26 protein-coding genes are annotated in these 25,673 nt (G+C 64.9%); 20 read left to right on the top strand and 6 right to left on the bottom strand.

Annotated features, from left to right (window positions below; genetic code table 11):
- The first annotated feature begins 257 nt into the window (after positions 1–257).
- The gene (locus AKN83_RS26840) at positions 258–1,841 is read left to right on the top strand and encodes a DUF1800 domain-containing protein (RefSeq protein WP_050404390.1); all 1,584 of its coding nucleotides are present in this window, start codon (positions 258–260) and stop codon (positions 1,839–1,841) included.
- A complete protein-coding gene (locus AKN83_RS26835) occupies positions 1,838–3,067 on the top strand; it encodes a DUF1501 domain-containing protein (RefSeq protein ID WP_050404391.1) in 1,230 nt (409 codons plus the stop codon). Before AKN83_RS26840 ends, AKN83_RS26835 begins: the two co-directional genes overlap by 4 nt.
- Positions 3,068–3,466: 399 nt before the next feature.
- On the opposite strand, the gene AKN83_RS26830 is transcribed toward AKN83_RS26835, so the two are convergent.
- Together AKN83_RS26830 and AKN83_RS26825 are read right to left on the bottom strand one after the other, a co-directional pair.
- Positions 3,467–3,928, bottom strand: coding sequence for a GNAT family N-acetyltransferase (locus AKN83_RS26830; RefSeq protein ID WP_050404392.1), 462 nt, complete (start codon positions 3,926–3,928; stop codon positions 3,467–3,469).
- 114 nt (positions 3,929–4,042) lie between these two features.
- Positions 4,043–4,858 carry a PAS domain-containing protein gene (locus AKN83_RS26825; protein ID WP_050404393.1) on the bottom strand — a complete coding sequence of 272 codons (816 nt, stop codon included), beginning with the start codon at positions 4,856–4,858 and terminating at the stop codon, positions 4,043–4,045.
- Positions 4,859–5,069: 211 nt separating this feature from the next.
- Here AKN83_RS26825 and AKN83_RS26820 point away from each other — a divergent pair, with 211 nt between their 5' ends.
- Positions 5,070–5,423, top strand: coding sequence for a DMT family protein (locus AKN83_RS26820; RefSeq protein WP_050404394.1), 354 nt, complete (start codon positions 5,070–5,072; stop codon positions 5,421–5,423).
- Positions 5,424–5,443: 20 nt separating this feature from the next.
- Here AKN83_RS26820 and AKN83_RS40695 read toward each other — a convergent pair whose 3' ends face one another.
- The 3 genes from AKN83_RS40695 to AKN83_RS26815 form a co-directional block, all read right to left on the bottom strand.
- Positions 5,444–5,599 (bottom strand): hypothetical protein, encoded by a 156-nt coding sequence (locus tag AKN83_RS40695; protein WP_172803619.1) that lies wholly within the window; start codon positions 5,597–5,599, stop codon positions 5,444–5,446.
- Between the two features lie 60 nt (positions 5,600–5,659).
- The gene (locus tag AKN83_RS40690) at positions 5,660–5,836 is read right to left on the bottom strand and encodes a hypothetical protein (RefSeq protein ID WP_172803618.1); all 177 of its coding nucleotides are present in this window, start codon (positions 5,834–5,836) and stop codon (positions 5,660–5,662) included.
- Positions 5,837–6,016: 180 nt separating this feature from the next.
- The gene (locus tag AKN83_RS26815) at positions 6,017–6,670 is read right to left on the bottom strand and encodes a glutathione S-transferase family protein (RefSeq protein WP_050404396.1); all 654 of its coding nucleotides are present in this window, start codon (positions 6,668–6,670) and stop codon (positions 6,017–6,019) included.
- 627 nt (positions 6,671–7,297) lie between these two features.
- Between AKN83_RS26815 and AKN83_RS26810 the strand changes: the two genes are divergently transcribed.
- The 8 genes from AKN83_RS26810 (at position 7,298) to AKN83_RS26775 (ending at position 15,466) form a co-directional block, all read left to right on the top strand.
- A complete protein-coding gene (locus AKN83_RS26810; RefSeq protein ID WP_050404397.1) occupies positions 7,298–8,500 on the top strand; it encodes a pyridoxal phosphate-dependent aminotransferase in 1,203 nt (400 codons plus the stop codon).
- 249 nt (positions 8,501–8,749) lie between these two features.
- Entirely contained in the window at positions 8,750–9,274 is a 525-nt protein-coding gene (locus AKN83_RS26805) for a DUF992 domain-containing protein (RefSeq protein WP_050404398.1), read from the top strand.
- Between the two features lie 254 nt (positions 9,275–9,528).
- Complete coding sequence (locus AKN83_RS26800) at positions 9,529–10,011, top strand: DUF992 domain-containing protein (RefSeq protein WP_050404399.1); 483 nt, start codon at positions 9,529–9,531, stop codon at positions 10,009–10,011.
- Between the two features lie 142 nt (positions 10,012–10,153).
- Positions 10,154–12,202 (top strand): elongation factor G, encoded by a 2,049-nt coding sequence (locus AKN83_RS26795; RefSeq protein ID WP_050404400.1) that lies wholly within the window; start codon positions 10,154–10,156, stop codon positions 12,200–12,202.
- Between the two features lie 167 nt (positions 12,203–12,369).
- Positions 12,370–13,011: a YoaK family protein gene (locus AKN83_RS26790; protein WP_050404401.1), complete on the top strand. Its 642-nt coding sequence runs from the start codon at positions 12,370–12,372 to the stop codon at positions 13,009–13,011.
- 31 nt (positions 13,012–13,042) lie between these two features.
- On the top strand, positions 13,043–13,909 hold the full coding sequence (locus tag AKN83_RS26785; RefSeq protein WP_050404426.1) for a shikimate dehydrogenase: 867 nt from the start codon (positions 13,043–13,045) through the stop codon (positions 13,907–13,909).
- 68 nt (positions 13,910–13,977) lie between these two features.
- Complete coding sequence (locus AKN83_RS26780) at positions 13,978–14,604, top strand: hypothetical protein (RefSeq protein ID WP_050404402.1); 627 nt, start codon at positions 13,978–13,980, stop codon at positions 14,602–14,604.
- Between the two features lie 253 nt (positions 14,605–14,857).
- Complete coding sequence (locus AKN83_RS26775) at positions 14,858–15,466, top strand: single stranded DNA-binding domain-containing protein (protein WP_050404403.1); 609 nt, start codon at positions 14,858–14,860, stop codon at positions 15,464–15,466.
- Between the two features lie 179 nt (positions 15,467–15,645).
- Here the strand turns inward: AKN83_RS26775 and AKN83_RS26770 are convergent, their stop codons facing one another.
- Positions 15,646–16,782: an alpha-hydroxy acid oxidase gene (locus AKN83_RS26770; RefSeq protein WP_050404404.1), complete on the bottom strand. Its 1,137-nt coding sequence runs from the start codon at positions 16,780–16,782 to the stop codon at positions 15,646–15,648.
- A 123-nt stretch (positions 16,783–16,905) separates the two neighbouring features.
- Between AKN83_RS26770 and AKN83_RS40685 the strand changes: the two genes are divergently transcribed.
- The 9 genes from AKN83_RS40685 to serA all read left to right on the top strand — a co-directional run bounded on the left by AKN83_RS40685 (position 16,906) and on the right by serA (position 25,639).
- Entirely contained in the window at positions 16,906–17,079 is a 174-nt protein-coding gene (locus AKN83_RS40685; RefSeq protein WP_172803617.1) for a hypothetical protein, read from the top strand.
- Positions 17,080–17,295: 216 nt separating this feature from the next.
- Positions 17,296–18,642 carry a phosphoglucosamine mutase gene (gene glmM / locus AKN83_RS26765; protein ID WP_050404405.1) on the top strand — a complete coding sequence of 449 codons (1,347 nt, stop codon included), beginning with the start codon at positions 17,296–17,298 and terminating at the stop codon, positions 18,640–18,642.
- 577 nt (positions 18,643–19,219) lie between these two features.
- The gene (locus tag AKN83_RS26760; RefSeq protein ID WP_050404406.1) at positions 19,220–20,071 is read left to right on the top strand and encodes an outer membrane protein; all 852 of its coding nucleotides are present in this window, start codon (positions 19,220–19,222) and stop codon (positions 20,069–20,071) included.
- 193 nt (positions 20,072–20,264) lie between these two features.
- On the top strand, positions 20,265–21,116 hold the full coding sequence (locus AKN83_RS26755; RefSeq protein ID WP_050404407.1) for an outer membrane protein: 852 nt from the start codon (positions 20,265–20,267) through the stop codon (positions 21,114–21,116).
- A 70-nt stretch (positions 21,117–21,186) separates the two neighbouring features.
- Positions 21,187–21,777 carry a glutathione S-transferase family protein gene (locus tag AKN83_RS41380; protein ID WP_050404408.1) on the top strand — a complete coding sequence of 197 codons (591 nt, stop codon included), beginning with the start codon at positions 21,187–21,189 and terminating at the stop codon, positions 21,775–21,777.
- An 18-nt stretch (positions 21,778–21,795) separates the two neighbouring features.
- On the top strand, positions 21,796–22,266 hold the full coding sequence (locus tag AKN83_RS41375) for a GNAT family N-acetyltransferase (protein WP_050404409.1): 471 nt from the start codon (positions 21,796–21,798) through the stop codon (positions 22,264–22,266).
- A 162-nt stretch (positions 22,267–22,428) separates the two neighbouring features.
- Positions 22,429–22,626 (top strand): hypothetical protein, encoded by a 198-nt coding sequence (locus tag AKN83_RS26740; protein ID WP_050404410.1) that lies wholly within the window; start codon positions 22,429–22,431, stop codon positions 22,624–22,626.
- Positions 22,627–22,719: 93 nt separating this feature from the next.
- On the top strand, positions 22,720–23,892 hold the full coding sequence (locus AKN83_RS26735; protein WP_050404411.1) for a phosphoserine transaminase: 1,173 nt from the start codon (positions 22,720–22,722) through the stop codon (positions 23,890–23,892).
- A gap of 157 nt (positions 23,893–24,049) precedes the next feature.
- Positions 24,050–25,639, top strand: a complete 1,590-nt coding sequence (serA, locus tag AKN83_RS26730) for a phosphoglycerate dehydrogenase (protein WP_063695532.1) — start codon at positions 24,050–24,052, stop codon at positions 25,637–25,639.
- Positions 25,640–25,673 lie beyond the last annotated feature (34 nt).

Raw genomic sequence — 25,673 nt, 5'->3', positions numbered from 1 at the left:
GGTCGGCATCGGCAGGCGGAAGCTCTCGTCGGAACACCAGCACGATTCCGTGAGCGAGCAGGAAAATTCACTGCCGCATGCCGTGCAGGCAAGCCGGCGCGGTGATGTCTGTTCGGAACGATGGTGTGACGAGAGGTCCATTCTAACCGCGATTTAATGCGCGAATTAATCTCGGGTTCATCCCGGACCGCGCTATGATGCCGGGCAACAGATATAGCCGGGATGGACGGCCAAGGGAATCGTTTAAGGGAATTCTGATGGCCCGTGATTCGCAAGCCGCGCTGATTGCTCTAAACCGGTTTGGATTTGGCGCCCGCGGCGGGGCGTCCGGTGATCTCATCAACGCGGCCTCCGATCCGCGCGGTTTCGTGCTGGCGGAGCTGGCGCGTCCGAACGGCGCGCTGCTCGAAGTGCCGGGCCTGCTTTCGACGCCGGAGCTCGGCAAGCAGGTGTTCGACTATCAGTTCGAGATCCAGCAGGCGCGCAATGCCGCGAAGACCGCGCAGCAAGGCGCGAGCGAGACGCCGCCGCAGGCGCCGGACGCGACGCCGCCGCAGCGGCGCAATCTGTCGCTCTCGACTGCTGCCAAGGAGATCGCCGGCAAGGATCCGGCGATGCAACCGCAGCCGGCGGATGGCGCCAATGCGGCAGTGATGCCGTCCGCGACGATGCAGCCTCCGACGATGCAGACGGTGGCCAGTCCGCCCAAGCCGCCGGCGCAGCCGCTCAACATTATCCAGAAAACGTTTCGTGCCGAGGCGCTGGCGCGGCTGCAGCGCGGCGTGGTCGCCGATTGCGGCTTCGTCGAGCGGCTGGTGGTGTTTTGGTCCAACCACTTCTGCATCTCGGCCAACAAGGGCGCGCTGGCGCGGATGTGGGCCGGCTCGTTCGAGCGCGAGGCGATCCGCCCGCACGTGCTCGGCCGTTTCTCGGACATGCTGAAGGCCGTCGAGCAGCATCCGGCGATGCTGTTCTTCCTCGACAATCAGCAATCGCTCGGTCCGGAGTCGCGCGCCGGCATCAACCGCAACCGCGGCCTCAATGAAAACCTCGCGCGCGAGATCATGGAGCTGCATACGCTCGGCGTCGGCGGCGGCTACACCCAGGACGACGTCACGGCGCTGGCGCGGGTCATCACCGGCTGGACCTTTGCCGGCCGCAAGGGCCAGTTAGGCGCGCCCGGCAGCTTCGTGTTCAATGCCAATGCGCATCAGCCCGGGCCGCAGCAGGTGTTGGGCAAGACCTATGCGCAAGCCGGCCTCGCCCAGGGCGAGGCGGTGCTATCAGATATCGCGCGACATCCCTCGACCGCAAAGTTCATCGCGACCAAGTTCGCCCGTCATTTCGTCGCCGACGATCCGCCGCCGGCGCTGGTGACGAAGCTGCAAGACACCTTCATCAAGACCGACGGCGATCTCAGGGCACTGGCCACCGCACTCGTTCAGTCCACCGAGGCCTGGCAGGCGCCGCTGACGAAGATGCGCTCGCCTTACGAATTCCTGCTCGCCTCCGGCCGTTTGCTGGCCCGCAATCCGGAGGATCCGGGTCGCTATCTCAACGGTCTCAATGTGCTCGGTCAGCCGCTGTGGTCGCCGGCCGGGCCAAACGGTTTCCCGGACACCGCTGCGGCCTGGGCCGCGCCTGAAGGCATCAAGCTCAGGCTCGACATCTCGGCGCAGCTCGGCTCCCAGCTCGCCGACCGGTTCGACCCGCGCGACCTGCTCGAATTGATCGCGGCGGATGCCGCTTCTGCAGAGACGCGGCGCACCATCGAGCGCGCGGAATCGCGGCAGCAGGCGCTGGCGCTGCTGTTGATGTCGCCGGAATTCCAGAGGAGATGATCATGGATTGCTCCGAGAGCCTGATGCTGCAGGCGACATCGCGGCGCGCGCTGCTGCTCGGCGGTGCCTCGTTCGCGGCCTGGGCTTATTTGCCGAAATTTGCGCGCGCCGCCGATGGCCGCGATCCGCGCTTCGTCACCATCATCCTGCGCGGCGCGCTCGATGGCCTTGCTACCGTGGCACCGGTCGGCGACCCCGACTATGCCGGCCTGCACGGCGCGATCGCGCTGAAGGCCGACGGGCCGAACGCGGCCGTGATGCTCGATTCCTTCTTCGGCCTGCATCCGGCGATGCCGGAATTTTCGCGGATGTACCGCGCCAAGCAGGCGGCGGTGGTTCATGCGGTTGCGACCTCCTATCGCGACCGCTCGCATTTCGATGGCCAGGACGTGCTGGAGAGCGGCTTCCCCGGTCCCGGCCGGGTGCAATCGGGCTGGCTCAACCGCGCGCTCGAAGCATTGCCAAAGGGCGAGCGGGTGACGAGTGCGCTTGCCGTCGGCCCGACCACGCCGCTGGTTCTGCGCGGCGCCGCGCCGACCGTCGGCTGGGCGCCGACCGCGCTGCCGCAAGCCGCTGACGACACCGCGATGCGGCTGCTCGATCTCTACCAGCATCGCGATCCGGCGCTGGCGAGCGCACTGACGCAAGGCTTGCAGCTCGAGAAGCAGGCGCAGGGCAACGAGATGAAGCCGCAGCCCGGCGGTGGCGCCGTGGCGGCGATGCGCCTCGTGGCGCGCGGCGCCGCCAAGCTGATGGCGGCGGATGACGGCCCACGGATCGGCGCGCTAGCCTTCGACGGCTGGGATACCCACGCCAACGAAGGCGGATCGGTCGGCCGGCTCGCGCAGCTGCTCGGCGGGCTCGACGGTGCGCTGGCGGAATTTCAGAGCGGTCTCGGCGCGCGCTGGCGCGACACCGTGATCGTGGTCGCCACCGAGTTCGGCCGCACCGCGCGCATCAACGGCACCGAGGGCACCGACCACGGCACCGGCACCATCGCGCTGCTCGCCGGCGGCGCGGTCAACGGCGGCCGCATGATCACCGACTGGCCGGGCCTCAAGCCCGCCAATCTCTATCAGGCCCGCGACCTCGCCCCGACCACCGACCTGCGCGCCGTGATCAAGGGCGTGCTGCACGACCAGTTCGGCCTCGGCGAGCGCGTGCTGGCCGACGCGGTGTTTCCGGACAGCGCGCCGGTGAAGCCGATGAAGGGGCTGGTGGTTTAGGACTCGCTCTACCGTCATTCCAGGGCGCGATCTAGTCGCGCGCCCGGAATCCATCGGGCCACAGCGTAGGCGGTGAAATGGATTCCGGGCCTGCGCCTTCGGCGCATCCCGGAATGACGAGATATGTGATCTCGGCAAGGATGCTGCGCATTGTCACACAACCAAGCGCCAGCAAGGGTGCTGCCCTACCGGCGACCGCGCAGGGCAGTGTCACAAACGCAATGTCATGAAAGCAGTGCCGCAAAAAAAGCGGTCCCGGTCAGACGCGGCGACTGACGGGGACCGCTCGGGGCGCGAGATCTGAGACGGGGGGCCTGATCTTACGCAAGCGGAAGCCTAGCCGGGCTTTGTAACGCGCCGGTGACATCTTTATTCGATCCACACGCTGCGCAGGCGCGCTCAGAGAATCTTGCGATAGATGACGAAGCCGGGTCTGTCCGCGACCTTGTCATAAAGCTGCATCGCGGTGTGGTTGGTCTCATGCGTCTGCCAGTAGACGCGCGGCGATCCCGCGAGCTTGGCCTGCGCGTAGACGCCGTTGATCAGGGCGCGGCCGACGCCCTTGCCGCGTGCGGCCTCGCTGGTGAACAGATCTTGCAGATAGCAGGTCGGCGCAATCGCCGTGGTTGAGCGATGAAACAGGTAATGCGTCAGCCCGAGCAGCGTGCCGCCGGCGTCGGCGACCAGCGCATGCATCGGCTCGTAGGCATCGAAGAAGCGCTGCCACGTCATCGCGGTGATCTCGGGCGCGAGCGCAGTCGGTCCGGATCGTTCATAGAAGGCGTTGTAGCCGTCCCACAGCGGAAGCCATTGGGCGTAATCGTCGCACGTGACGAAGCGGATGGTGACGTCGTCGGACATGAACGAACCTTGGATGATCCCGCGTTGCGCGATGCGTGCGCATCGATCGCGACGGTTCTACCGCCGCTATCGCGTGGGATCAATTGCCGACGCGGTCGCGGCTCACCCGGTGCGTCACTCGGCGGCGCGCATCAGCCGCGCCAGATGGCGCTCGCGCCCGGCGCGCTGTGCGCGATATTCGTCGGCTCTCGCAGGATCGTCGGTGTGCCGCACGAGGTCGGTCACCGGCGTGTAGCTCAGCATGCGGCCACCGTCCGGCAGCGCCGTGCAGCTGAAGCGCAGCACCTGGCCGTCGGCGAGATTGAGATTGATCGGCGTGGAATCGCCGGATCGCATCATCGCGATGCGCTCGGCGATGAACGCGCTCAACTCGTCCTCCGGCAATTCGTAGGCGCCGGTGTCGCGGCCATGATACATCAGCGCGACGAACGGCGGCTTGCTGTCGGCTTGCGCGTCGGACAGCGCGAAATAGTCGCGGAAGGCGCGGTTGATGAATTCGGCGCGGGTGTCGGCGTCGAGCAGCACGATGCCGATGTCGACCTGGTCGAGTGCGGCGGCGAGCCGCGCCGAGGTTGCGTGATGCTGCTGGTCCGCGGCAAAGGCGTCGATCCATTTCTGCCGCAGCATTCCGGTGATCAGGGCGGTGCCGGCCGCGGTCGCGGCCAGCATCAGCATCCGCGCGACGTCGGCGGTGTCGTAGCCGGGCAGCGCACGGTGGTCGAGGAAGAACAGCGCCGAGGCAGCCACCGCGATTGTGGCGGAGATCAGCCCTGAGGTGATGCCGCTGACCGAGCTGGCGAGCGCCACGATGCAGACGAACAGCGGCGCAGGGTTGGGGACGGGGACAAGGAGACGATCGATCAGGAAGGCGGCGAGCGCCGTGATCGCCGTGAGGGCCGGACCTGAAATTGCACGCCAATCAAACCGCACGCGCGTTCTCGCTATCTGTCAAACGAACGATAAAGCGGTAGTTTGACGACAGCTCCGCAACGGCGCCGGGATTTCCGCCCCGACCGTTAAGCCGGCCTTGCGCCGGCCGAACCAGCTTTCGCTGCTTTCAAATCAAATGATATGCAGATCGGCACGGAACCCGGTTCCGGGCCTTCGGGTTACCGCGTGCCGTGCTTGCAAGAGGACATCGATGCCCGCCATTTTGCCTTCGCTGCTGCCGATCCTGATGCTGTTCGCCTCGAACGTCTTCATGACCTTCGCCTGGTACGGCCATCTCAAGTTCAAGGATCATTCGCTCCCCATCGTCATCATGGTGAGCTGGGGCATAGCCTTCTTCGAATACTGGCTGGCAGTGCCGGCCAATCGCTGGGGCAGCGAGGTCTACAGCGCGGCGCAACTCAAGACCATGCAGGAGGTGATCACGCTGGTCGTGTTCGCCGGCTTCTCGGTGCTGTATCTGAAGGAGCCGCTGGGCTGGAATCACGCGCTCGGATTCGCCTTCATCGCCGCCGGCGCGTTCTTCATCTTCCACAAATGGAGCTAGCGCTCGCGCTCAAAAGTGCTTTAGCGGTGCGGGGCCGGTCTGGCGGCAGGCGTCGTGACATGCGCGGGGTGCGCGCGGTCTTCGCCCTGCGTGCCGGTCACGATCAGGAGCGAGGCGGCCAGCAGGATCGCCACCGACAGCGTCACGGTCACAAGTCCGACGGGGGTCTTCATCATGTCGCGCCGCTGTCTCTCCCGCGCCTTGCCGCGGATCAGGTGCCAAAGGAATTTGCTGGATTACGCCGGGATCGATGTCGCCATGCTGATGTTGCTCGACAGCACCGTCACGGCGACCACCAGGCACAGCGTCAGTGCGCCAAGCGCGAGCGACGCCGCGATGGCGTTGGTCAGGCGGGATGATGCCACTGGGGCAGGGCGGCCATGGAAGCCTGCCGTGCCGGACCACCGTGTCATGGTGTAAATCCCTCAGGCCGCGAGCGAATCACTCGCGACATCCGCGCGAATCTGCCCAGCGTCACCGGCAACATTGCGGCGGCGAAGCCCCCCGAAAACGGCGAAAATGCGGCGCTGGCGAGGGTTTTGCCCGTTGTTTGGGCAGTTTTCCCGCTATCCCCGGAATTCAGACCGAGTTGTTCAAACGCCTGCCACAAGGCGGGCCTGAGGCTCGGCCCCGGCACTAGGCTGCCAATCCATCGAGACAAATCCGGGCGTCTGCTCGACCCGTTTCAGCCAGGCGCGGATCGACGGGAAGGTCGCCAGGTCGAAGTCGCAGCGGTCGGCGACGTGGGTGTAGCCGTAGAGGGCGATGTCGGCGACCGTAAATTGTTCGGCGGCGAAATAGGCGTGCCCCTTGAGGTGATTTTCCATCACCTGCAGCGCCGCATAGCCGCGCTCCATCCAGTCCTCCAGTGCGTGGGTCTGCAGGTCGCGCCCGCCCTTGACCAGCGACAGCCAGAAGTAGGCGGCGCCGATATTCGGCTCCAGCGCGTGCTGCTCGAAGAACATCCATTGCAGCGCCTCGGCGCGCTCGATCCGCGACTCCGGCGCCAGCGGCGTGCCGATCGCGACGTACCAGAGGATGGCGTTGGACTCGGCGAGATAGCGGCCGTCGGCAACCTCGAGCAGCGGCACCTGGCCGCTCGGATTCTTGGCCAGGAAGTCCGGGGTGCGGCTCTCGCCGTGCAGGATGTCGATCTCGATCGCCTGGTACGGCGTGTTCAGCACCGCAAGCGCCAGCCGGACCTTGTAGCTGTTGCCGGAGCGCTGCATCGAATAGAGCTTGTACATTGCGTCGGGATTCACTCGGGTCAGGAGACGGTACGCTTCAAAGTTGCGCGGCCTGTCACACCGCAACGCCGCTAAACAATGATGCCGACGGGGGTGCGTCGCAAGCCCTGAAACGTGGAAAAAGTCGAAACGTCTACCGCACTGCACACGCGCAGAACGATTCCATCAACACGGCAGAACAACAGGGATCACGGCCGCGCGACGCTGTGCATGGTGCCGGTCGATGCTGTCGATGCCGAGGTCGATAGGTTGGCCGGCGCGCGGCAGTTCACAAACGTTAACGCCATCCCGGTCGCGCGATGTGCCCTTGGCGGCCGCACCGGACCGCCTGCGGTCGGCGCCATCAGACACGCGCCACGCGGCAATTGTCCTCGGAGCAATCCGCGCCAGCGCACGCGGCCGCAGGCCTTGCCGGCAAGGCTGAAGCGGCCACAGCGGGCTTGCCGGATATGAGTCATTTGAGGCTGGAACTTGCGGAATATTGCGCGTGTCGCGCACCGTGCGGGAAAGTTTTCGTGCTTGACCGCCAAGCTTCTTGCGATGCAGCGGCGACAGGCCTAGGGTGCCGCGATCCCATTCAAATCAAGTCGTGGCCCAACGGCTCACGACGTTTGCCAGGAGATGATAATGGCCTTCCTGTCCGCTGCGCTCGACCGTGTGAAGCCGTCCGCGACGATCGCGGTCACGGACAAAGCACGCGCGCTGAAAGCCGCGGGCCGCAACGTCATCGGCCTCGGCGCCGGCGAGCCTGACTTCGACACGCCCGCCAACATCAAGCTTGCGGCGATCCACGCGATCGAGGCCGGCAAGACCAAGTACACCGATGTCGGCGGCATTCCGGAGCTCAAGGAAGCCATCATCAACAAGTTCTCGCGCGAGAACGGCCTGAGCTACAAGCCGAACCAGATCATCGTCGGCACCGGCGGCAAGCAGGTGCTCTACAACGCGCTGATGGCGACCATCAATCCGGGCGACGAGGTGATCATCCCGGCGCCGTACTGGGTCAGCTATCCCGAGATGGTGGCGCTCGCCGGCGGCGAGTCGGTGCCGGTGGTTTGCCCGGCCTCGACCGGCTTCAAGCTGCGCCCGGAAGATCTCGAGAAGGCGATCACGCCGAAGACCAAATGGGTGATCCTGTGCTCGCCGTCGAACCCGACCGGCTCGGCCTATACGAAGAGCGAGCTCAAGGCGATCACCGACGTGCTGGTCCGGCATCCGCATGTCTGGGTGATGACCGACGACATGTACGAGCACCTCGTCTATGACGACTTCGTCTTCACCACCGCGGCGCAGGTCGAGCCGAGCCTCTACGACCGCACGCTGACCGTGAACGGCGTGTCGAAGGCCTATTGCATGACCGGCTGGCGCATCGGCTATGCCGGCGGCCCGGCGCAGCTGATCAAGGCGATGGCGACGATCCAGTCGCAGTCGACCTCGAATCCGTCGTCGATCGCGCAGTGGGCGTCGGTCGAGGCGCTCAACGGTCCGCAGGACTTCATCGCCGCGAACAACAAGGTGTTCAAGGAACGCCGCGACCTCGTGGTGTCGATGCTGAACCAGGCGAACGGCATCGAGTGCCCGCGGCCGGAAGGCGCGTTCTACGTCTATCCGTCCTGCGCTGGCACCATCGGCAAGAAGGCGCCATCGGGCAAGGTGATCGACAACGACGAAGCCTTCGTCACCGAGCTGCTCGAGAGCGAAGGCGTCGCGGTCGTGCAGGGGTCGGCGTTCGGCCTTGGACCTGCGTTCCGCATCTCCTACGCCACCAAGACCTCGGATCTCGAGGATGCCTGCAAGCGCATCCAGCGCTTCTGCGGTAATCTGCGGTAGTTGGTTTCGAACCGGTAAACGCTCCCACACCTGGTGCGGGAGCGTTTCTGTTTGTGCATTGACGAAGCGCAGCGGTAAAATCGCAGAGTCAAATCACAACACGCTCATCTCACGTGCGTGTGCGCGAACATCGATGCCACACGCAGGAAGTTTTTACGGCCTCTTTGCGAACTGCCTTGTTTTGGACACGAGCCTTGCTTTGTGTCCGCCGCACAAATTCCAGTTCAGTTCACCTTGCGGAGACAGATAATGCGACTTTCGACTCTCACCCTTGCAGCGCTTGCGTTGCTGGCGCCGTTCGCCACTGCCAACGCGCAGCAGCCTCAGGTTCAGGCTGGGGTCCTGCAATGCCATGGCGGCGAGAATGTCGGCTTCGTCGTCGGCTCTGTCGCCCGCCTCGAATGCGTGTTCCAGAGCGGCGGCCGCCGCCCCGAGCCCTATGTTGCGACCGTGAAGCGGATCGGCGTCGACCTCGGCGTCACCGCGACGACCCAGCTCGCCTGGGCCGTGAGCGCGCCGACCACGGTGGTTCCGCGCGGTGCGCTCGCCGGCAGCTACGGCGGCGTCGGCGTCAACGCTTCGGTCGGCCTCGGCGCCGGCGGTAACTTCCTGTTCGGCGGCCCGAACAACGCCTACGCGCTGCAGCCGATCAGCGTGCAGGGCCAGACCGGCCTCAACGTTGCGGCCGGCATCGCCGGGATCGATCTCGAGCCGGTCCGCACCGCGGGTCCGCGCCGTCATCATCGCCACCACCGTCATCATCACCACCACTAAGCTGGTTGGTGTTCGATCAAAGAGGCCCGCGGAAGCGGGCCTCTTTTTTTGTTGTCCGCTGTCCGTTGCCCGACCAGGATCGGCAGGCTCGAATGAAGGAGCAGTGCCGCCACATCCCGCAACAATCGGTGGTCGAGCACCGCAAATTCTGGCTGTGCATCCGATGTTGTGGCATAGGATGCGCAAGGCGCCGCAGACACGGCGCCGTTCCGTTGTTTGCTCGCGTCATGCCTCTCAGCCGGAGACTCTCCATCATGCGTCGCTTTACTCTCCTTGCCGGTGCCGCCATCGCCGCGCTGACCGCAATCGCTGGCGCCAGCGCCCAACAACCGAGCCAGCGCGTACAGGTCGGCGTCCTGGAATGCCGTGGTGGCGCGAGCGTCGGCTTCATCGTCGGCTCGGTGACCCATCTCGGTTGCGTGTTGCGTGCCAATGGCCTGCCTGAGGATCGCTACATCGCGACCATCCAGAAGGTCGGCGTGGATCTCGGCATCACCCAGGAATCGGCGCTGGCCTGGGGCGTCTACGCACCGGTGGAGCGGCTCGGTCCGGGTGCGCTCTCCGGTAATTATGCCGGCGCGCAGGGCAGCGCGACGCTTGGCGTCGGCGTCGGCGGCAACGTGCTGGTCGGCGGCTCCGACAACACCATCGCTCTGCAGCCGCTCAGCGTGCAGGGCCAGGTCGGCGTCAACATTGCCGCCGGCCTCGAGAGCCTGGAGCTCCGTCCGGGGCGCTAACGCGCGAAGCGATCGGCGCGCGGCTTTGCGCCGCGCCGCCGCACCGCAGCGAGTTTTCCGGCTTGCCAAAATCCCGGGACGGGCGGACGATCAAAGGTCGCCGACCCAATCATGGGCCGAGCTCCAACACGAGGAGGCGGCAATGGGACAAGACGTCAGAAGTCCCCGAGGTCCACGGTGCATCGCATTGGTGGGCCCTTTCCAAAGCGGTAAAACCACACTTCTGGAAGCGATCCTGGCGCGCACGGGCGCCATCAAGACTGCCGGCAGCGTCGATGCCGGAACCTCCGTCGGCGATGCCAGCCCCGAGGCGCGTCAACACAAGATGGGCGTAGGCCTGACCGCCGCCACCACCACCTTTATGGGGGACAGCTACACCTTTATCGATTGCCCCGGCTCGATCGAATTCGCGCACGACATGCGTGCCGCGTTGCCGGCGGTCGATGCCGCGGTCGTGGTCTGCGAGGCTGACGAGAAGAAGCTGCCGCAGCTGCAGATCATCCTGCGCGAGCTCGAGGACCTCGGAATTCCCCGTTTCCTGTTCCTGAACAAGATCGACCGCGCCAACAAGCGCGTCCGCGAGACGCTTGCGACGCTGCAGCCAGCCTCGCGCGTGCCGCTGGTGCTGCGCCAGATCCCGATCTGGAATGGCGATCTGATCGAAGGCTTCGTCGATCTCGCGCTGGAGCGCGCCTTCGTCTATCGTGAGCACAAGCCCTCGGAGGTAATGGTGCTGGAGGGCGGCAATCTCGACCGCGAGAAGGAAGCGCGCTTCTCGATGCTGGAGAAGCTCGCCGATCACGACGATGCGTTGATGGAGCAACTGCTGGAGGATATCCAGCCGCCGCGCGATGCCGTGTTCGACGATCTCGCGCGCGAACTGCGCGAAGGACTGATCTGTCCGGTGCTGCTTGGTGCGGCGAGCCGCGAGAACGGCGTGCTTCGCCTGATGAAGGCGCTGCGCCACGAGGCGCCCGGCGTTGCCGAGACCGCCAAGCGGCTCGGCGCCAAGGACCAGAAGGATGCGCTGGCCTATGTGTTCAAGACCGTGCATCTGCAGCACGGCGGCAAGCTGTCTCTGGCGCGCGTGCTCGCAGGCCGGCTCGACGACGGCGCAACGCTGCAATCCTCAAGCGGCGAGACTGGGCGCGTCTCCGGCATCCTTGCGGTCTCGGGCACGCATGACAGCAAGCGGCCGTCGGCCGAGGCCGGCGATACGGTTGCGCTCGGCAAGCTCGACGCGATCAAGACCGGCGATACGGTCTCGAGCGGCAAGACGGCCCCGGCCTCGCTGGTCAAGATCGAGCCCGCCGCGCCGGTGCTGTCGATCTCGATATCAGCGACCGACCGCAAGGACGACGTCAAGCTCGGCCAGGCGCTGCTGCGGCTGAACGAGGAGGATCCGTCGCTGACCATGATCCAGGACCCGCGCACCCACGACACCGTGCTGTGGGGGCAGGGCGAGATGCATCTGCGCGTCGCGCAGGAGCGGCTGAAGGACCGCTACGGCGTCAACGTCAAATCGCATCCGCCGGCGATCGGCTACCAGGAGACCATCCGCAAGGCCATTACCCAGCGCGGCCGGCACAAGAAGCAGTCCGGCGGCCATGGCCAGTTCGGCGATGTCGTGCTCGACATCAAGCCGAAGCCGCGCGGATCTGGCTTCGAATTCCACGAGAAGGTGGTCGGTGGCGCGGTGCCGCGCAACTATATCGGCGCAGTGGAGGAGGGCGTCGTCGACGCGCTGGCGCGTGGCCCGCTCGGCTTTCCTGTGATCGACGTCGACGTCACGCTGACCGATGGCTCCTATCACAGTGTCGACTCGTCCGATCTCGCGTTCCGCACCGCGGCGCGGATCGGCGTCAGCGAGGGACTGCCGCAGTGCCAGCCGGTGCTCCTCGAGCCGATCCACATGGTCGAGATCGTCTGCCCGACCGATGCGACCGCCAAGATCAATGCGATCCTGTCGGCGCGCCGCGGCCAGATCCTCGGCTTCGACACCCGCGAGGGCTGGAGCGGCTGGGACTGCGTTCGCGCCACGATGCCGGAATCCGAGATCGGCGACCTCATCGTCGAGCTGCGCTCGGCGACTGCCGGCGCCGGCACCTTCACCCGCCAGTTCGACCGCATGGCCGAAGTGACGGGCCGCGCCGCCGACCAGATCATCGCCGCGCATCGCGACGCGGCGTGAACAACTCGCCGTCATTCCGGAGCGCTCGCGTGAGCGAGCGAACCCGGCATATCGAGATTCCGGGTTCGACGCTGCGCATCGCCCCGGAATGACGGGAGATGGGGAGATCGTTGGCAGCGCGTCCGCAGCCAGCTAGCTTGCGTCCCTGATGGGGGCGCAAGGACAGCATGCTTGAATCCCGCCGTAACCTGGCGCTGGCCTGCGCGCTCAGCGCGCTGGCCGGCTATGTCGATGCCATCGGCTACCTGCATCTCGGCGGGCTGTTCGTGTCCTTCATGAGCGGCAACTCGACGCGGCTCGGCGTGACGCTCGCCGAGGGCCATTGGCAGCATGCCCTCGAAGCGCTGGAACTGATCGTGCTGTTCGTCGCGGGGGCTGCGGCCGGCAGCTTGATCGTGCTCAGCCGCATTGCGCGTCGCCAGCCGCTGATCCTGCTCATCGAGGCGCTGCTGCTCGCGGCTGCGGCCGGGGCCTATGCAAATGGCCTGCCGGGCACGGCGGTTGCGGCCATCGTATTGGCGATGGGGCTCGAGAACGCGGTGTTCCAGCTCGAAGGCGGAGCCGGGCTCGGCCTGACCTATGTCACGGGAGCGCTGATCAAGGCCGGGCAGCTGATTGCCGCGGCGCTGACCGGCGGCGGGGGCTGGGCCTGGTTGCCGAACGTCCTGCTATGGGCGGCGTTGGTCGCGGGCGCGCTTGCCGGCGCGTTGGCCTACCACTGGATCAATCTCGCCGCGATCTGGTTCGCCGCGGCCACCGCGTTCGCCCTCAGCGTGCTGGTTGCCGCAACCGCGAACGGGACGGATTGACAGCGCGCCTGCCTTGGCCGATGTCACGACCATGACATCCCAAGGCAACATCCAAGGCAACATTCAAGGCAAAACTCGCGCCGCGTGCCTGATCGGCTGGCCGGCGGCGCATTCCCGCTCGCCGCTGATCCATCATTACTGGCTGCGCACGCTCGGCATCGAGGGCGGCTATGTGATCGAGGCGGTGCCGCCGGAGGATTTCAAGGATTTCCTGTTCCGCCTGTCGCTGCGCGGCTTCGTCGGCGCCAACGTCACCATCCCGCACAAGGAGCAGGCGCTGGCGCTGACGGCGCCGGACGCGCGCGCCCGCGCGGTCGGCGCCGCCAACACGCTGTGGTTCGCCGACGGCGAGTTGCGCTCGACCAACACCGATGTCGAAGGCTTCATCAACAATCTGGACGCCTGCGCGCCCGGCTGGGACAAGATCGAGGACGCGCTGGTGCTAGGCGCCGGCGGCGCGTCACGCGCGGTGGTGTTCGGCCTGATCGAGCGCGGCATCAAGCGCGTGCATCTGGTCAACCGCACCATCGGCCGCGCCCGTGCGCTGGCCGACCAGTTCGACGCGCGCGTTCATCCCGCGACGTGGGACGCGGTTGGCGAGTTGCTGCCGCGCGCAGGGCTGCTGGTGAACGCCACGTCGCTCGGCCAGCATGGCCAGCCCGCGCTCGAGGTGGATGTGGGGTTGCTGCCGCAACATGCGGTTGTTTCCGATATCGTCTATGTGCCGCTGGTGACGCCGCTGCTCGCGGCGGCGGAGGCGCGTGGCCTGAAGACGGCAGATGGGCTCGGCATGCTGCTGCACCAGGCGGTGCGCGGTTTCGAATTGTGGTTCGGCCAGCGCCCGCAGGTCACGCCGGAATTGCGTGCGCTTGTCGAGGCCGATCTCACAAAGACTTGAGGCCCGGAATAGCGTCTCCGGCTCGGGGTCTCGTGTTAGTCCCCCCGCGTTCCCTCCCGGAGATCACCATGCCTGCCAGCAGTTCCCATCTCGTTCGTCCGTTCATTGCGTTTGCGATGGTGACGACGTCCACACTTTACGCGCTTGCGCAGCAGCCGCCGGCGCCGACGCGGGTGCGCGGAATCGTCGAGAGCGTCGATGGCGATACGCTGGCGGTGAAGTCGCGCAGCGGCGAAGACGTCAAGTTGCACATGGCTGGCAATATGGTGGTGCTCGGCCTCACCAAGATCGCGCTGTCCGACATCAAGGTCGGTTCCTTCATCGGCACGACCACGGTGCCCGGCCCCGACGGCGTGCCGAAGGCGGTCGAGGTGCATGTCTTTCCCGAAAACATGCGGGGCACCGGCGAGGGTTCGCGGCCGTATGATCTGAAGCCCAACAGCAGCATGACAAATGCCACCGTCGCGGAATCCGTCGTCGGCAATGACGGTCATACTTTGCTGGTCAAGTACAAGGACGGCGAGAAGAAGGTGCAGGTCACGCCCGACACACCTGTCGTGACCTATGTTCCCGGCGACAAGGCGGACCTGAAGACCGGCGCCAAGGTGATCGCCTTCATGAAGAAGCTGCCCGACGGCTCGTTTGAAACCGACCGCGTCAACGTCGGCCGCGACGGCTTGACGCCGCCGATGTGACGCTTGGTGTGTCGTTTGTAGCCCGGATGCAGCGTAGCGAAATCCGGGGCCTATCTCCGCGGTGCGATCGCCCCGGATTGCGCTTCGCTGCATCCGGGCTACGGGATGACAGTTTCGTTACCGCGGTAACGGCCCTCTCATTTGGCTCGTAGTTGTCGTGCGTGCCACCTCTCCCACGAAGCAGGTAGCCGCACGGAATACCTTCAACTTCCCGGTGTTCCCTGATTCGCCAGCCCAACCCATGAGGGACACCATGTCGAAATCGACGCTGTTCGCCGCACTGCTTCTCGTTGCCTTCACTTCAGCCGCATCCGCCCAGCAGCCGCCGATGGTGCGCATCCGCGGCACCATCGAGGCCGTCGACGGCGCGATGCTGTCGATCAAGTCGCGCGACGGCGATGACGTGAAGGTGCGCACCACCGACAACGTCGCAGTGTTCGGCGTCGCCAAGACCGATCTGTCCGAGATCAAGGCGGGTTCCTATATCGGCGTCACCGCGATGCCCGAGCCGGACGGAACACAGAAGGCGATCGCGGTGCATATCTTCCCGGAAAACCAGCGCGGCGCCGCCGAAGGCTTTCGCCCCTGGGACCTGCGCGCCAACTCGACCATGACCAACGCCACCGTCGCCGAGACGGTGGAGGGCACCGACGGACAGAACATCACGGTGAAATACAAGGACGGCGAGAAGAAGGTCGTGGTGCCGCCCGGAACCCCAGTCGTCACCTTCGTCTCCGGCGACAAGTCGGAGCTGAAGCCAGGCGCCAAGATCATCATCTTCGGCGCAATGAAGAAGGACGACGGCACGCTGGAAGCCAACCGCGTCAATGTCGGCCGCGACGGCATCGCACCGCCGATGTGACGCTTGCGCTTACCCTCTCCCCTTGTGGGAGAGGGTCGCTTCGCGTAGCGAAGCGGGGTGAGGAGTCTGTCTCCGCGGAGAGAACCCCTCATCCGGCGCGGATTGCATCCGCGCCACCTTCTCCCACGAGGGGAGAAGGGAAGTAAGTATGCATCCGGGCTACGGCTGCGTCGGCAGCCCTAAACCGCCAGCACCTTGTCGTCGATCTCGGCGATGGTGTTGACGCCGCACAGTCCCATCGTGGTGGTGAGCTCCTTGCCGAGGATGTCGAGCGCCTTGGCGACGCCGGCCTGGCCGCCGGCGCCGAGGCCGTAGGCATAGGCGCGGCCGATCATGCAGGACTTCGCGCCGAACGCCAGCGCGCGCATGATGTCCATGCCGGTGCGGATGCCGCCGTCGAACATGATCTCGAGCTGTGATCCGACCTCGTCGACGATCTCCGGCAGCACCTCGATCGAGGACGGCGCGCCGTCGAGCTGGCGGCCGCCATGGTTGGAGACCACGATCGCCTGGGCGCCGCTCTTGGCGGCGAGCTCGGCGTCCTCGACATCGAGAATCCCTTTCAGGATCAGCTTGCCCGGCCAGATGCTGCGGATCCAGTCGATGTCCTTCCAGTTCAGCGTGGTGTCGAACTGTGATGCCGTCCATTCCGACAGCTTGACGATGTCGTCCATGCCTTTGACGTGGCCCGCGATGTTGCCGAAGGTGCGGCGCTTGCCTTGCAGCACGCCGGATACCCATGCCGGCTTGGTCGCGAAATCGATCAGCTTCGACAGCGACCATTCCGGCGGCACGGTCATGCCGTTCTTGATGTCCTGGTGACGCTGGCCGATCACCTGCAGGTCGACGGTCAACACCAGCGCCGAGCATTTCGCTGCGATCGCGCGCTCGATCAGCGACTTGATGAAGCCGCGGTCCTTCATGACGTAGAGCTGGAACCAGAACGGCTTGTCGACGGCGGCCGCGATATCCTCGATCGAGCAGATCGACATCGTGCTCTGGGTGAACGGAATGCCGGCCGCCTGCGCCGCGCGGCAGGCATGGATCTCGCCGTCGCCATGCTGCATGCCGAGCAGGCCGACCGGCGCCAGGATCAGCGGCATCGCCGAGGGCTCACCGAGGATCGTGGTCGCAAGGGTACGCTTGGACACATCGACCAGGATACGCTGGCGGAACTTGATCTGCTGCAGGTCCTCGGAGTTCGCGCGCAGCGTGTCCTCGGTGTAGGAGCCGCGGTCCGCATAATCGAAAAACGCCTTCGGCACCCGGCGCTTGTGCAGCTGGCGCAGATCTTCGATGCAGGTAATGTGCTTCATGGACGTTCCCGGCCCTTCTTCTATGTCGCAAGTTCGATGGAGACGTCTTGCGGGTGTTCGGTCGTGCCGTCATCTAGCATGGTTGGATGGTCCACCAAATCTGAAGACGGATAGGAGAGCACGATGACGCAATCAGGCTCCAAGCCGAAACCGGACGACAACGCGGAGAAGCGCCGGCTCGACGAGGTCCTCGAAGAGGGTCTGGAGGAGACGTTTCCCGGTTCCGATCCCGTCAATGTCACCCAGCCGGCCCCCAGCAAGGGCGACCAACACGTCAAGCGAGGCGGCAAAGGATAGGGGACGGCGTTCGTTCGCGCGGTTGCCGAAGATCCAATAATGTTATATCTCTCAGTGCCTTAAGATCGAAGCGCAGGGTTTGTCCGCGGTAATGATTCATCATATTTTTTGAAGTCATTTTAGCGCCTGGCAGTCTATAAGGCCGATGCACGCTACACTGGTAAGCGTTCAGGACTCTCTCGCCGGATGGTTCGAGAGGTCCATCTTGGGGGTACTATGAGCCGCAAATATTTCGGGACCGATGGAATTCGGGGCCGCGCCAATGGGCTGATCACGCCGGAGCTCGCGCTCAAGGTGGGGCAGGCCGCAGGGTTGGTGTTTCAGCGTGGCGACCATCGCCATCGCGTCGTGATCGGCAAGGACACGCGGCTGTCCGGCTACATGATCGAATACGCCATGGTCGCGGGCTTCACCTCGGTCGGCATGGACGTGCTGCTGGTCGGCCCGATGCCGACGCCGGCGATCGCGATGCTGACCAAGTCGATGCGCGCCGATCTCGGCGTCATGATCTCGGCGTCGCACAATCTTTTCGAAGACAACGGCATCAAGCTGTTCGGCCCGCAGGGCTTCAAGCTCTCCGACGATGTCGAGAAGCAGATCGAGCAGCTGCTCGACGAATCGCTCGACCGTCGCCTGGCGCAGAGCGCGAGCCTCGGCCGCGCCCGCCGTATCGACGGCGTCCATGACCGCTACATCGAATTCGCCAAGCGCACCCTGCCGCGCGACCTCTCGCTCGACGGCCTGCGCGTCGTGGTCGATTGCGCCAACGGCGCCGCCTACAAGGTGGTGCCGGAAGCACTGTGGGAGCTCGGCGCCGACGTGGTGCCGATCGGCGTCGATCCCGACGGCTTCAACATCAACAAGGAATGCGGCTCCACCTCGCCGGAAGCGCTGTCGCGCAAGGTGCGCGAGATGCGGGCCGACATCGGCATCGCGCTTGATGGCGACGCCGATCGCGTCATCCTGGTCGACGAGCGCGGCCACATCGTCGACGGCGACCAGCTGCTCGCGGTGATCGCGCAGAGCTGGAAGGAAGAGGGGCGCCTCGCCAAGCCCGGCATCGTCACGACCGTGATGTCCAATCTCGGGCTGGAGCGTTTCCTGCAGGGTCTCGGGCTTTCGATGGTCCGTACGCCGGTCGGCGACCGCTATGTGCTCGAGCAGATGCTGAGCGGCGGCTACAATCTCGGCGGCGAGCCGTCGGGCCACATCATCATGTCGGACTATTCGACCACCGGCGACGGCTTCGTCGCGGCATTGCAGGTGCTGGCCGTGGTGCAGAAGCTGCGCCGCCCGGTGTCGGAGATCTGCCGGCGGTTCGATCCATTGCCGCAGATCCTGAAGAACGTGCGCTATCGCACGGGCAAGCCGCTCGACGACGCCGAGGTCAAGTCCGCGATCACCGACGGCGAGAAACGCCTCAACGGCCATGGCCGTTTGTTGATCCGCCCCTCCGGCACCGAGCCAGTGATCCGCGTCATGGGCGAGGGTGACGATCGCATCCTGGTGGAAGAGGTCGTCGACAACATCGTCAGCGCCCTCGGCCACGCCGCCGCGGCATAAAGAGTTGGTGATCCGTCATCGCCGCGCGAAGGCTTTGCTTTCGTCGCTGGAGGTGCTCGCGTAGCGAGCCTCTAAGGATGCACGGCAACCAGGCGGGCCGTCGCCCTTCGAGACGCCTGCTCCGCAGGGTGACGGTGTGAGAATTGTCGCGAGCGGCCTCTTCTCGCGCCGTCGTCCTGGCTTTCGCCAGGTCGGACGCTGAATGCATTCACATTCTCTCAGGGTGACGGTGATGGAGTCCCGCGCCTGTCGAGCTATTGCATCCTGTGTCTCAGTCGCGAAGCTCGCTGACGCGGTGCCTTCCTTAATCATTCGCTAACACTCAGCGCTTGCGTGCGCTGCAAACCGCGCGCTTGCGTCAACGCTTCATTAGCACCTGTGGCGAGATCGCCATCTTCCACTGCTGCACGCGCGCGTTTATGGACCCATAAGCAATAGCCGCGGAATTCGGTGAGAGAAAATCAACCTTAAAAATTAGGGTTAAGTGCCGCTTAAACATTTGCTGCCATCGTTCGTCCGTGAGTTTCAGACGTGAGGCCTTTCGTGTCGCCTCACTTGGGCCAAAAGGACGAAGCCAATGCGTAGCGTAAAGACCCTGATCGCCGCCGGAGCGGCATCTCTGTTGTCCTCGGCGGCGTTCGCTGCCGACATGCCGATCATGCCGCCGCCCCCGATGGCGTATGCTCCTCCGCCGGTCCAGGATTTCGGCGGCTGGTATCTGCGCGGCGACATCGGCATGACCAACACCCAGGCCAAGCTGCACGTCAACGCCTACGACACGCTGCCGGCCGGCACCGCGTTCAACCAGTACGGCCACGGTTTCGACAGCGGCATGCTGTTCGGCCTCGGCGTCGGCTATCAGTTCAACAGCTGGTTCCGTGCCGACATCACCGGCGAGTATCGCTCCAAGGTGAGCTTCAACGGCACCGACTTCTTCACGTTCCCCGGGCCGAGTTCGCTGGGTGACACCTACCACGGCGGCGTTCAGAACTGGGTCGGTCTTGCGAACATCTACGCCGATCTCGGCACCTGGGGTTGCTTGACCCCGTTCATCGGCGCCGGTGTCGGTGCCGCGGTGATCAAGACCTCGGCCTTCTCCGACGTCACGACGTTCCCGAGCGGGTCGGGCCTGACCAGTTCCTTCATCGCCGACGGTGCGACCAAGACCAACTTCGCCTGGGCGCTGCATGCCGGTGTCGCCTACAAGGTCACCAACAACTTCACGGTTGAACTGGCCTATCGCTACCTCGACATGGGCACGGTCGGGCAGGGCCAGGGTCACTTCTTCGACGGCACGCCGACCGGTCCCTCGAGCTTCCAGTACCGCGACATGACCTCGCAGGATGTGAAGCTCGGCGTTCGCTTCGCCTTGCCCTGCTGCGACGTGCTGCCCCCGCCGCCGCCGCCCCCGCTGATCCGCAAGGGTTAATTCGAGGGTTAATTTCGAAACCTTCACGGTTAACGATTGAAACGGCGCGGGATCATCCCGCGCCGTTCTTCTTTGCTAAGTCATGTCGCGAGCTTCTGCAACTTGAGTGGTCGAAAGCCGCCGGCGACAACGATTGGTTAAGGTTAACAGGCGATGATCAACGCGCATTCGGTGAGTGGGATGGAGCGTTGCAATGCGTAGGTTCTTGCTGGTGGCGATGATGTTGGGCGCGGTGACCGGCGCGCAGGCGGCGGACATGCCGGATTTCCTTCGCGGCAGCCTTCCCGCCTCCAGCGCACCGACCAGAAACTGGGACGGCTGGTATGCCGGCGGTCAGGTCGGCCAAACATGGATCAACACCGACTTCGGCGGCAGCGTTGCTTCCCTGACCAATTCCATCTTCCGCAACACGACGCTGCAGGGGCCGACGTCCCAATTCAATCTGCTGGGCCGGGTCAACGCGCAGAGCTCGGGCTTCGGCGCATTTGTCGGACGCAACTATCAGTTCGACGACGCCGTGGTGGGTGTCGAAGCGAACTACACCTATTGGTCCGGATTGACGACTACGACTTCCGGAAGTCTAGGCCCCATTCAAGTCGCTCAGCCTAACCTGGTCCTTCCAGCCGGCGCCACTGCCGCCGACGGCGTGACGTTGAATGGAAGCGCGTCGCTGAAGCTCAAGGACGAGATCACGTTCCGCGGCCGCGCGGGTTGGGCAACCGGTGACTTCCTGCCCTACGCCTTCGGCGGCCTTGCGGTCGGCCGGATGGATGTTTCGCGCACGGTCACAAGTTCCGTGAACAGAACGATTAACTTTGCCGACGGCACTTCGACCACCTTTGCGCTGCCGCAGTTTGCCCAAACCGCAACGGATGCGAAGACGGACGCCTACGTTGCCGCCTGGACCGCTGGTCTCGGCCTGGAATACATGCTGTGGAACTGTGTTTTCGTGCGCGGCGAGTGGGAATACGTCAAGTTCAGCCCGGTCAAGAACACGGCGGTCACGCAGAACAGCGTTCGTGCGGCCATCGGCTACAAGTTCTGACGCGCGCACTTCGCTTGACACCGCAATCTGCGGCTGATCCGATGTTGCTCCGCAAGCGGAGCGACCTCACATGAAAATCCACGGCGACACCAATTCAGGCAATTGCCTGAAGGTGAAATGGGTGTGCGACAAGTTGGCGCTGCCGTACACATGGGTCGAGATCGACACCATGAAGGGCGGCAGCCGAACCGCGGAATTCCTCAAGCTGAACGGTTGGGGCCAGGTGCCGACGCTCGAGCTGGATGACGGCCGTACGCTCGCACAATCCAACGCCATCATCCGCTACCTCGCGCGCGGCAGCGATCTGATCCCCGGCGATCCCTATCGCGCGGCGCAGATGGATGCCTGGATGTTCTGGGAGCAGAACAGCCACGAGCCCTATGTCGCCGTCTGCCGCTTTCAGGCCGTGTATCTCGGCAAGGCCGTGTCGGAGATCGATCCGAACCTCATCAAGCGCGGCTATGGGGCGCTCGACCAGCTGGAGCGGCATCTTGCGGGTACGAAATTCCTGGTCGGCGATGCGTTCTCGCTCGCCGACGTCTCGCTGCTTGCCTATACGCGCGTTGCCGAGGATGGCGGCCTTGCGCTCGAACGCTATCCCGTGATCCGCCGCTGGATCGCCGACGCCGAGCATGTGCTCGGCCTGCCGGCGGTGCGGTGAGCTCTGGTGAATATCGATATGACGGAAGCTTCATCGATCACGATCCGCCGCGCCCACCGCGAGGATGTCGCGGCCATCGTCGGCATGCTGGCGGACGATCCGCTCGGCCGTGCGCGCGAGCGGATCGAGGACCCGCTGCCGCAAAGCTATTACGATGCCTTCGCGCGGGTCGAGCGGGATCCGAACCTGCAGCTCGTCGTCGCCGTCGACGGGGAGGGCGCCGTGGTCGGATGCCTGCAGCTTGCGGTCCTGCCGGGCATCAGCTCGCAGGGCTCTTCGCGCGGCCTGCTCGAGGACGTGCGCGTCGCAACGCACTGCCGCAGCCGCGGCATTGGCGAGCAGCTCGTGCAGTGGGCGGTCACGGAAGCACGCGCGCAAGGCTGCACGCTCGTCGAGCTGTTGACGCATCACACCCGCGTCGATGCGCAGCGCTTCTACGAGCGGCTCGGATTCGCGCGCAGCCATGTCGGCATGACGCTGCGCTTCTGACCTGCGCGAGTTGTGCCGCACGTTCGGCAATGCCTGCGGTAGCCGCTGCTGCGCGATCCGGTTAACAGCCAATAAACTAAGCCGGCCTCCGTGAATTTACGGGTCGGAACGAGTCCGGTATGTCGGGCGTCTCCCACGGGGCGGCGGCGACTGGGGATTTGAATGTCGGAATATTCGATCGTGCGGGTCGGCAACGAGTACATCGTGCAGGCCGGCGATAAGAGCATTTTGAAAATATCGAGCCGGCGCAAGGCAGTTAAGATCATGACTCTCGCGGCAGATCTGCTCGATCAGGAGACGATGCAGCAGGTCGAAGACGCTCCATCAATCAGCCGTGATCTCCCGATCGTTCCGGAATAGTCGGAACTTCCTTGACGTTTTGGGGCCCTTCCACTATTTCCGACGGCGGGAAACCTCTCCCCACCGAGAGGCAGCTATCTGGAAGGGTAGATTATGACTGCAGCGAAGCCCGCTTCGCGGCCGAATGTGCCGCATTTCTCCTCCGGCCCCTGCGCCAAGCGCCCCGGCTGGAACCCCAACAATCTCAAGGACGCCGCCCTCGGCCGCTCGCATCGCGCGAAGGTCGGCAAGGCCAAGCTCAAGCTCGCGATCGAACTGACGCGCGAAGTGCTCGAGGTGCCGGCGGACTACAAGATCGGCATCGTGCCGGCGTCGGACACCGGCGCGGTCGAGATGGCGCTGTGGTCGCTGCTCGGTGCGCGGCCGGTCACCACGCTCGCCTGGGAGTCATTCGGCGAGGGCTGGGTCAGCGACATCGTCAAGGAATTGAAGCTGAAGGACGTCACCAAGCTGAATGCGGCTTACGGTGAAATCCCCGATCTCGCCAAGGTCGATCAGAGCTCCGACGTCGTGTTCACCTGGAACGGCACCACCTCGGGTGTGCGCGTGCCTGATGCCAACTGGATCAGCGCAACCCGTGAAGGCCTCACGATCTGCGACGCGACCTCGGCCGCCTTCGCGCAGCCGCTCGATTTCGCCAAGCTCGATGTCGTCACCTTCTCCTGGCAGAAGGCGCTCGGCGGCGAAGCGGCGCATGGGATGCTGATCCTCAGCCCACGCGCGGTGGAACGGCTCGAGACCTACAAGCCGGCCTGGCCGCTGCCGAAGATCTTCCGCCTCACCAAGGGAGGCAAGCTCAACCAGGGCATCTTCGAGGGCGAGACCATCAACACGCCGTCGATGCTGTGCGTCGAGGATTATCTCGACGCGCTGAACTGGGCGAAGTCGATCGGCGGCCTGAAGGCACTGATCGCGCGCGCCGACGCCAATACCAAGGCGATCGCCGACTGGAAGGCGCGGACGCCCTGGATCGACTTCCTGGCCAAGGATGCCGCGATCCGCTCCAACACCTCGGTGTGCCTGAAGTTCACCGATCCCGCGATCACCTCGCTTCCCGCCGACGCCCAGGCCGACTTCTGCAAGAAGCTGGTCGCGCTGGTGGAGAAGGAAAACGCCGGCTTCGACTTCGCGTACTACCGCGATGCGCCAGCGGGCTTGCGGATCTGGTGCGGCGCCACCGTCGAGGCCAAGGACGTCGAGCTGCTGACGCAGTGGATCGACTGGGCCTTCGCCGAAACCAAGGCGGCACTGCCCAAGGCGGCATAACAAGGCTGCTTAAAGAGGCGGCCTAGGCTGTCTCGCGTAATTCATCATCGTTATGGCCGGACACCAACCGGCCATCTATCGCGCAGTGTGGCCGGGCGGGCTTCGTGCCCGCAGCCGTCGTGTATTCAAACGCATCGTTCAGCAACGGATCATTCCGATGACAAAACCCAAAGTTCTGATTTCCGACGCGCTGTCGCCCGCTGCCGTGCAGATCTTCAAGGATCGCGGCGTCGAGGTCGATTTCCAGCCCAACCTCGGCAAGGACAAGGACAAGCTCGCCGAGATCATCGGCAATTATGACGGCCTTGCGATCCGCTCGGCCACCAAGGCGACCGCCAAGATCATCGAGAAGGCGACCAGGCTCAAGGTGATCGGCCGCGCCGGTATCGGCGTCGACAATGTCGAGATCCCGGCCGCGACCGCCAAGGGCATCATCGTGATGAACACGCCGTTCGGCAATTCGATCACGACCGCCGAGCATGCGATCACCTTGATGCTGGCGCTGGCGCGCGAGATCCCGCAGGCCGACGCCTCGACCCAGGCCGGCAAGTGGGAGAAGAACCGCTTCATGGGCGTCGAGATCACCGCCAAGACGCTCGGTGTGATCGGCTGCGGCAATATCGGCTCGATCGTCGCCGACCGCGCGCTCGGCCTGCGCATGAAGGTGATCGCGTTCGATCCGTTCCTGTCGCCGGAGCGCGCCAAGGACATCGGCGTCGAGAAGGTCGAGCTCGACGACCTCCTGAAGCGCGCCGACTTCATCACGCTGCACACGCCGCTGACCGAGAAGACCCGCAACGTGATCGACGCGGCCGCAATCGCCAAGATGAAGAAGGGCGTTCGCATCATCAACTGCGCCCGCGGCGGCCTGGTCGACGAGCAGGCGCTGGTCGATGCGCTGAATTCCAAGCATGTCGCGGGCGCCGCCTTCGACGTGTTCGTCGAGGAGCCGGCGACCTCGAACGTGCTGTTCGGCCATCCCAACGTGATCTGCACCCCGCATCTCGGCGCCTCCACCACCGAAGCGCAGGAGAACGTCGCGCTGCAGGTCGCCGAGCAGATGTCGGACTATCTGCTGTCGGGCGCGATCTCGAACGCGGTCAACTTTCCCTCGATCACAGCGGAAGAGGCGCCGAAGCTGAAGCCGTTCATCGAGCTCGCCGAGAAGCTCGGCTCGTTCGCGGGCCAGCTCACCGAGAGCGGCATCCTCAAGACCACGATCACCTATGAGGGCCACGTCGCCGAGATGAAGATCAAGGCGATCACTTCCGCGGTGCTGTCGGGCCTGCTGCGGCCGATGCTGGGCGAGGTCAATGTGGTCTCGGCGCCTGTCGTCGCCAAGGAGCGCGGCATGGTGGTGGACGAGGTCGTCCGCGCCGCGCAGAGTGACTATGAAAGCCTGATCACGGTCACCGTCGCCACCGAGCGCCAGGAGCGTTCGGTGTCCGGCACCGTCTATGCCGACGGCAAGCCGCGCCTCGTCGACATCAAGGGCATCCGCGTCGACGCCGAGTTCGGCAAGTCGATGATCTACGTCACCAACGAGGACAAGCCGGGCTTCATCGGCGCGTTTGCGAGCCTTCTCGGTGATGCGAAAATCAACATCGCGACATTCCATCTCGGTCGCGTCAAGCAGGGCGGCGACGCTATTGCGCTGGTCGAGGTCGACGGTGCAGTGCCGGCGGAGCTGCTTGCCAAGGTGCAATCGCTGCCGCAGGTGAAGCAGGCCAAGGCGCTGACGTTCTAAAATGGCGTTCGGACAAGGCGTTTCAAACACTGTT

This window comes from Bradyrhizobium embrapense (assembly GCF_001189235.2).
In the GTDB taxonomy this organism is placed as follows: Bacteria; Pseudomonadota; Alphaproteobacteria; order Rhizobiales; family Xanthobacteraceae; genus Bradyrhizobium; species Bradyrhizobium embrapense.
The sequence above is the reverse complement of the archived record's forward strand: the minus strand, read 5'-3'. Positions and strand labels throughout refer to the sequence as shown.

What these genes read in the sequence shown, in the direction of transcription:
- AKN83_RS26840 (WP_050404390.1), top strand. Translation starts at nt 258, where the DNA reads ATGGCCCGTGATTCGCAAGCCGCGCTGATTGCTCTAAACCGGTTTGGA.
- AKN83_RS26835 (WP_050404391.1), top strand. Translation starts at nt 1,838, where the DNA reads ATGATCATGGATTGCTCCGAGAGCCTGATGCTGCAGGCGACATCGCGG.
- AKN83_RS26830 (WP_050404392.1), bottom strand. Translation starts at nt 3,928, where the DNA reads ATGTCCGACGACGTCACCATCCGCTTCGTCACGTGCGACGATTACGCC.
- AKN83_RS26820 (WP_050404394.1), top strand. Translation starts at nt 5,070, where the DNA reads ATGCCCGCCATTTTGCCTTCGCTGCTGCCGATCCTGATGCTGTTCGCC.
- AKN83_RS40695 (WP_172803619.1), bottom strand. Translation starts at nt 5,599, where the DNA reads ATGATGAAGACCCCCGTCGGACTTGTGACCGTGACGCTGTCGGTGGCG.
- AKN83_RS40690 (WP_172803618.1), bottom strand. Translation starts at nt 5,836, where the DNA reads ATGACACGGTGGTCCGGCACGGCAGGCTTCCATGGCCGCCCTGCCCCA.
- AKN83_RS26815 (WP_050404396.1), bottom strand. Translation starts at nt 6,670, where the DNA reads ATGTACAAGCTCTATTCGATGCAGCGCTCCGGCAACAGCTACAAGGTC.
- AKN83_RS26810 (WP_050404397.1), top strand. Translation starts at nt 7,298, where the DNA reads ATGGCCTTCCTGTCCGCTGCGCTCGACCGTGTGAAGCCGTCCGCGACG.
- AKN83_RS26805 (WP_050404398.1), top strand. Translation starts at nt 8,750, where the DNA reads ATGCGACTTTCGACTCTCACCCTTGCAGCGCTTGCGTTGCTGGCGCCG.
- AKN83_RS26800 (WP_050404399.1), top strand. Translation starts at nt 9,529, where the DNA reads ATGCGTCGCTTTACTCTCCTTGCCGGTGCCGCCATCGCCGCGCTGACC.
- AKN83_RS26795 (WP_050404400.1), top strand. Translation starts at nt 10,154, where the DNA reads ATGGGACAAGACGTCAGAAGTCCCCGAGGTCCACGGTGCATCGCATTG.
- AKN83_RS26790 (WP_050404401.1), top strand. Translation starts at nt 12,370, where the DNA reads ATGCTTGAATCCCGCCGTAACCTGGCGCTGGCCTGCGCGCTCAGCGCG.
- AKN83_RS26785 (WP_050404426.1), top strand. Translation starts at nt 13,043, where the DNA reads ATGACATCCCAAGGCAACATCCAAGGCAACATTCAAGGCAAAACTCGC.
- AKN83_RS26780 (WP_050404402.1), top strand. Translation starts at nt 13,978, where the DNA reads ATGCCTGCCAGCAGTTCCCATCTCGTTCGTCCGTTCATTGCGTTTGCG.
- AKN83_RS26775 (WP_050404403.1), top strand. Translation starts at nt 14,858, where the DNA reads ATGTCGAAATCGACGCTGTTCGCCGCACTGCTTCTCGTTGCCTTCACT.
- AKN83_RS26770 (WP_050404404.1), bottom strand. Translation starts at nt 16,782, where the DNA reads ATGAAGCACATTACCTGCATCGAAGATCTGCGCCAGCTGCACAAGCGC.
- AKN83_RS40685 (WP_172803617.1), top strand. Translation starts at nt 16,906, where the DNA reads ATGACGCAATCAGGCTCCAAGCCGAAACCGGACGACAACGCGGAGAAG.
- glmM (WP_050404405.1), top strand. Translation starts at nt 17,296, where the DNA reads ATGAGCCGCAAATATTTCGGGACCGATGGAATTCGGGGCCGCGCCAAT.
- AKN83_RS26760 (WP_050404406.1), top strand. Translation starts at nt 19,220, where the DNA reads ATGCGTAGCGTAAAGACCCTGATCGCCGCCGGAGCGGCATCTCTGTTG.
- AKN83_RS26755 (WP_050404407.1), top strand. Translation starts at nt 20,265, where the DNA reads ATGCGTAGGTTCTTGCTGGTGGCGATGATGTTGGGCGCGGTGACCGGC.
- AKN83_RS41380 (WP_050404408.1), top strand. Translation starts at nt 21,187, where the DNA reads ATGAAAATCCACGGCGACACCAATTCAGGCAATTGCCTGAAGGTGAAA.
- AKN83_RS41375 (WP_050404409.1), top strand. Translation starts at nt 21,796, where the DNA reads ATGACGGAAGCTTCATCGATCACGATCCGCCGCGCCCACCGCGAGGAT.
- AKN83_RS26740 (WP_050404410.1), top strand. Translation starts at nt 22,429, where the DNA reads ATGTCGGAATATTCGATCGTGCGGGTCGGCAACGAGTACATCGTGCAG.
- AKN83_RS26735 (WP_050404411.1), top strand. Translation starts at nt 22,720, where the DNA reads ATGACTGCAGCGAAGCCCGCTTCGCGGCCGAATGTGCCGCATTTCTCC.
- serA (WP_063695532.1), top strand. Translation starts at nt 24,050, where the DNA reads ATGACAAAACCCAAAGTTCTGATTTCCGACGCGCTGTCGCCCGCTGCC.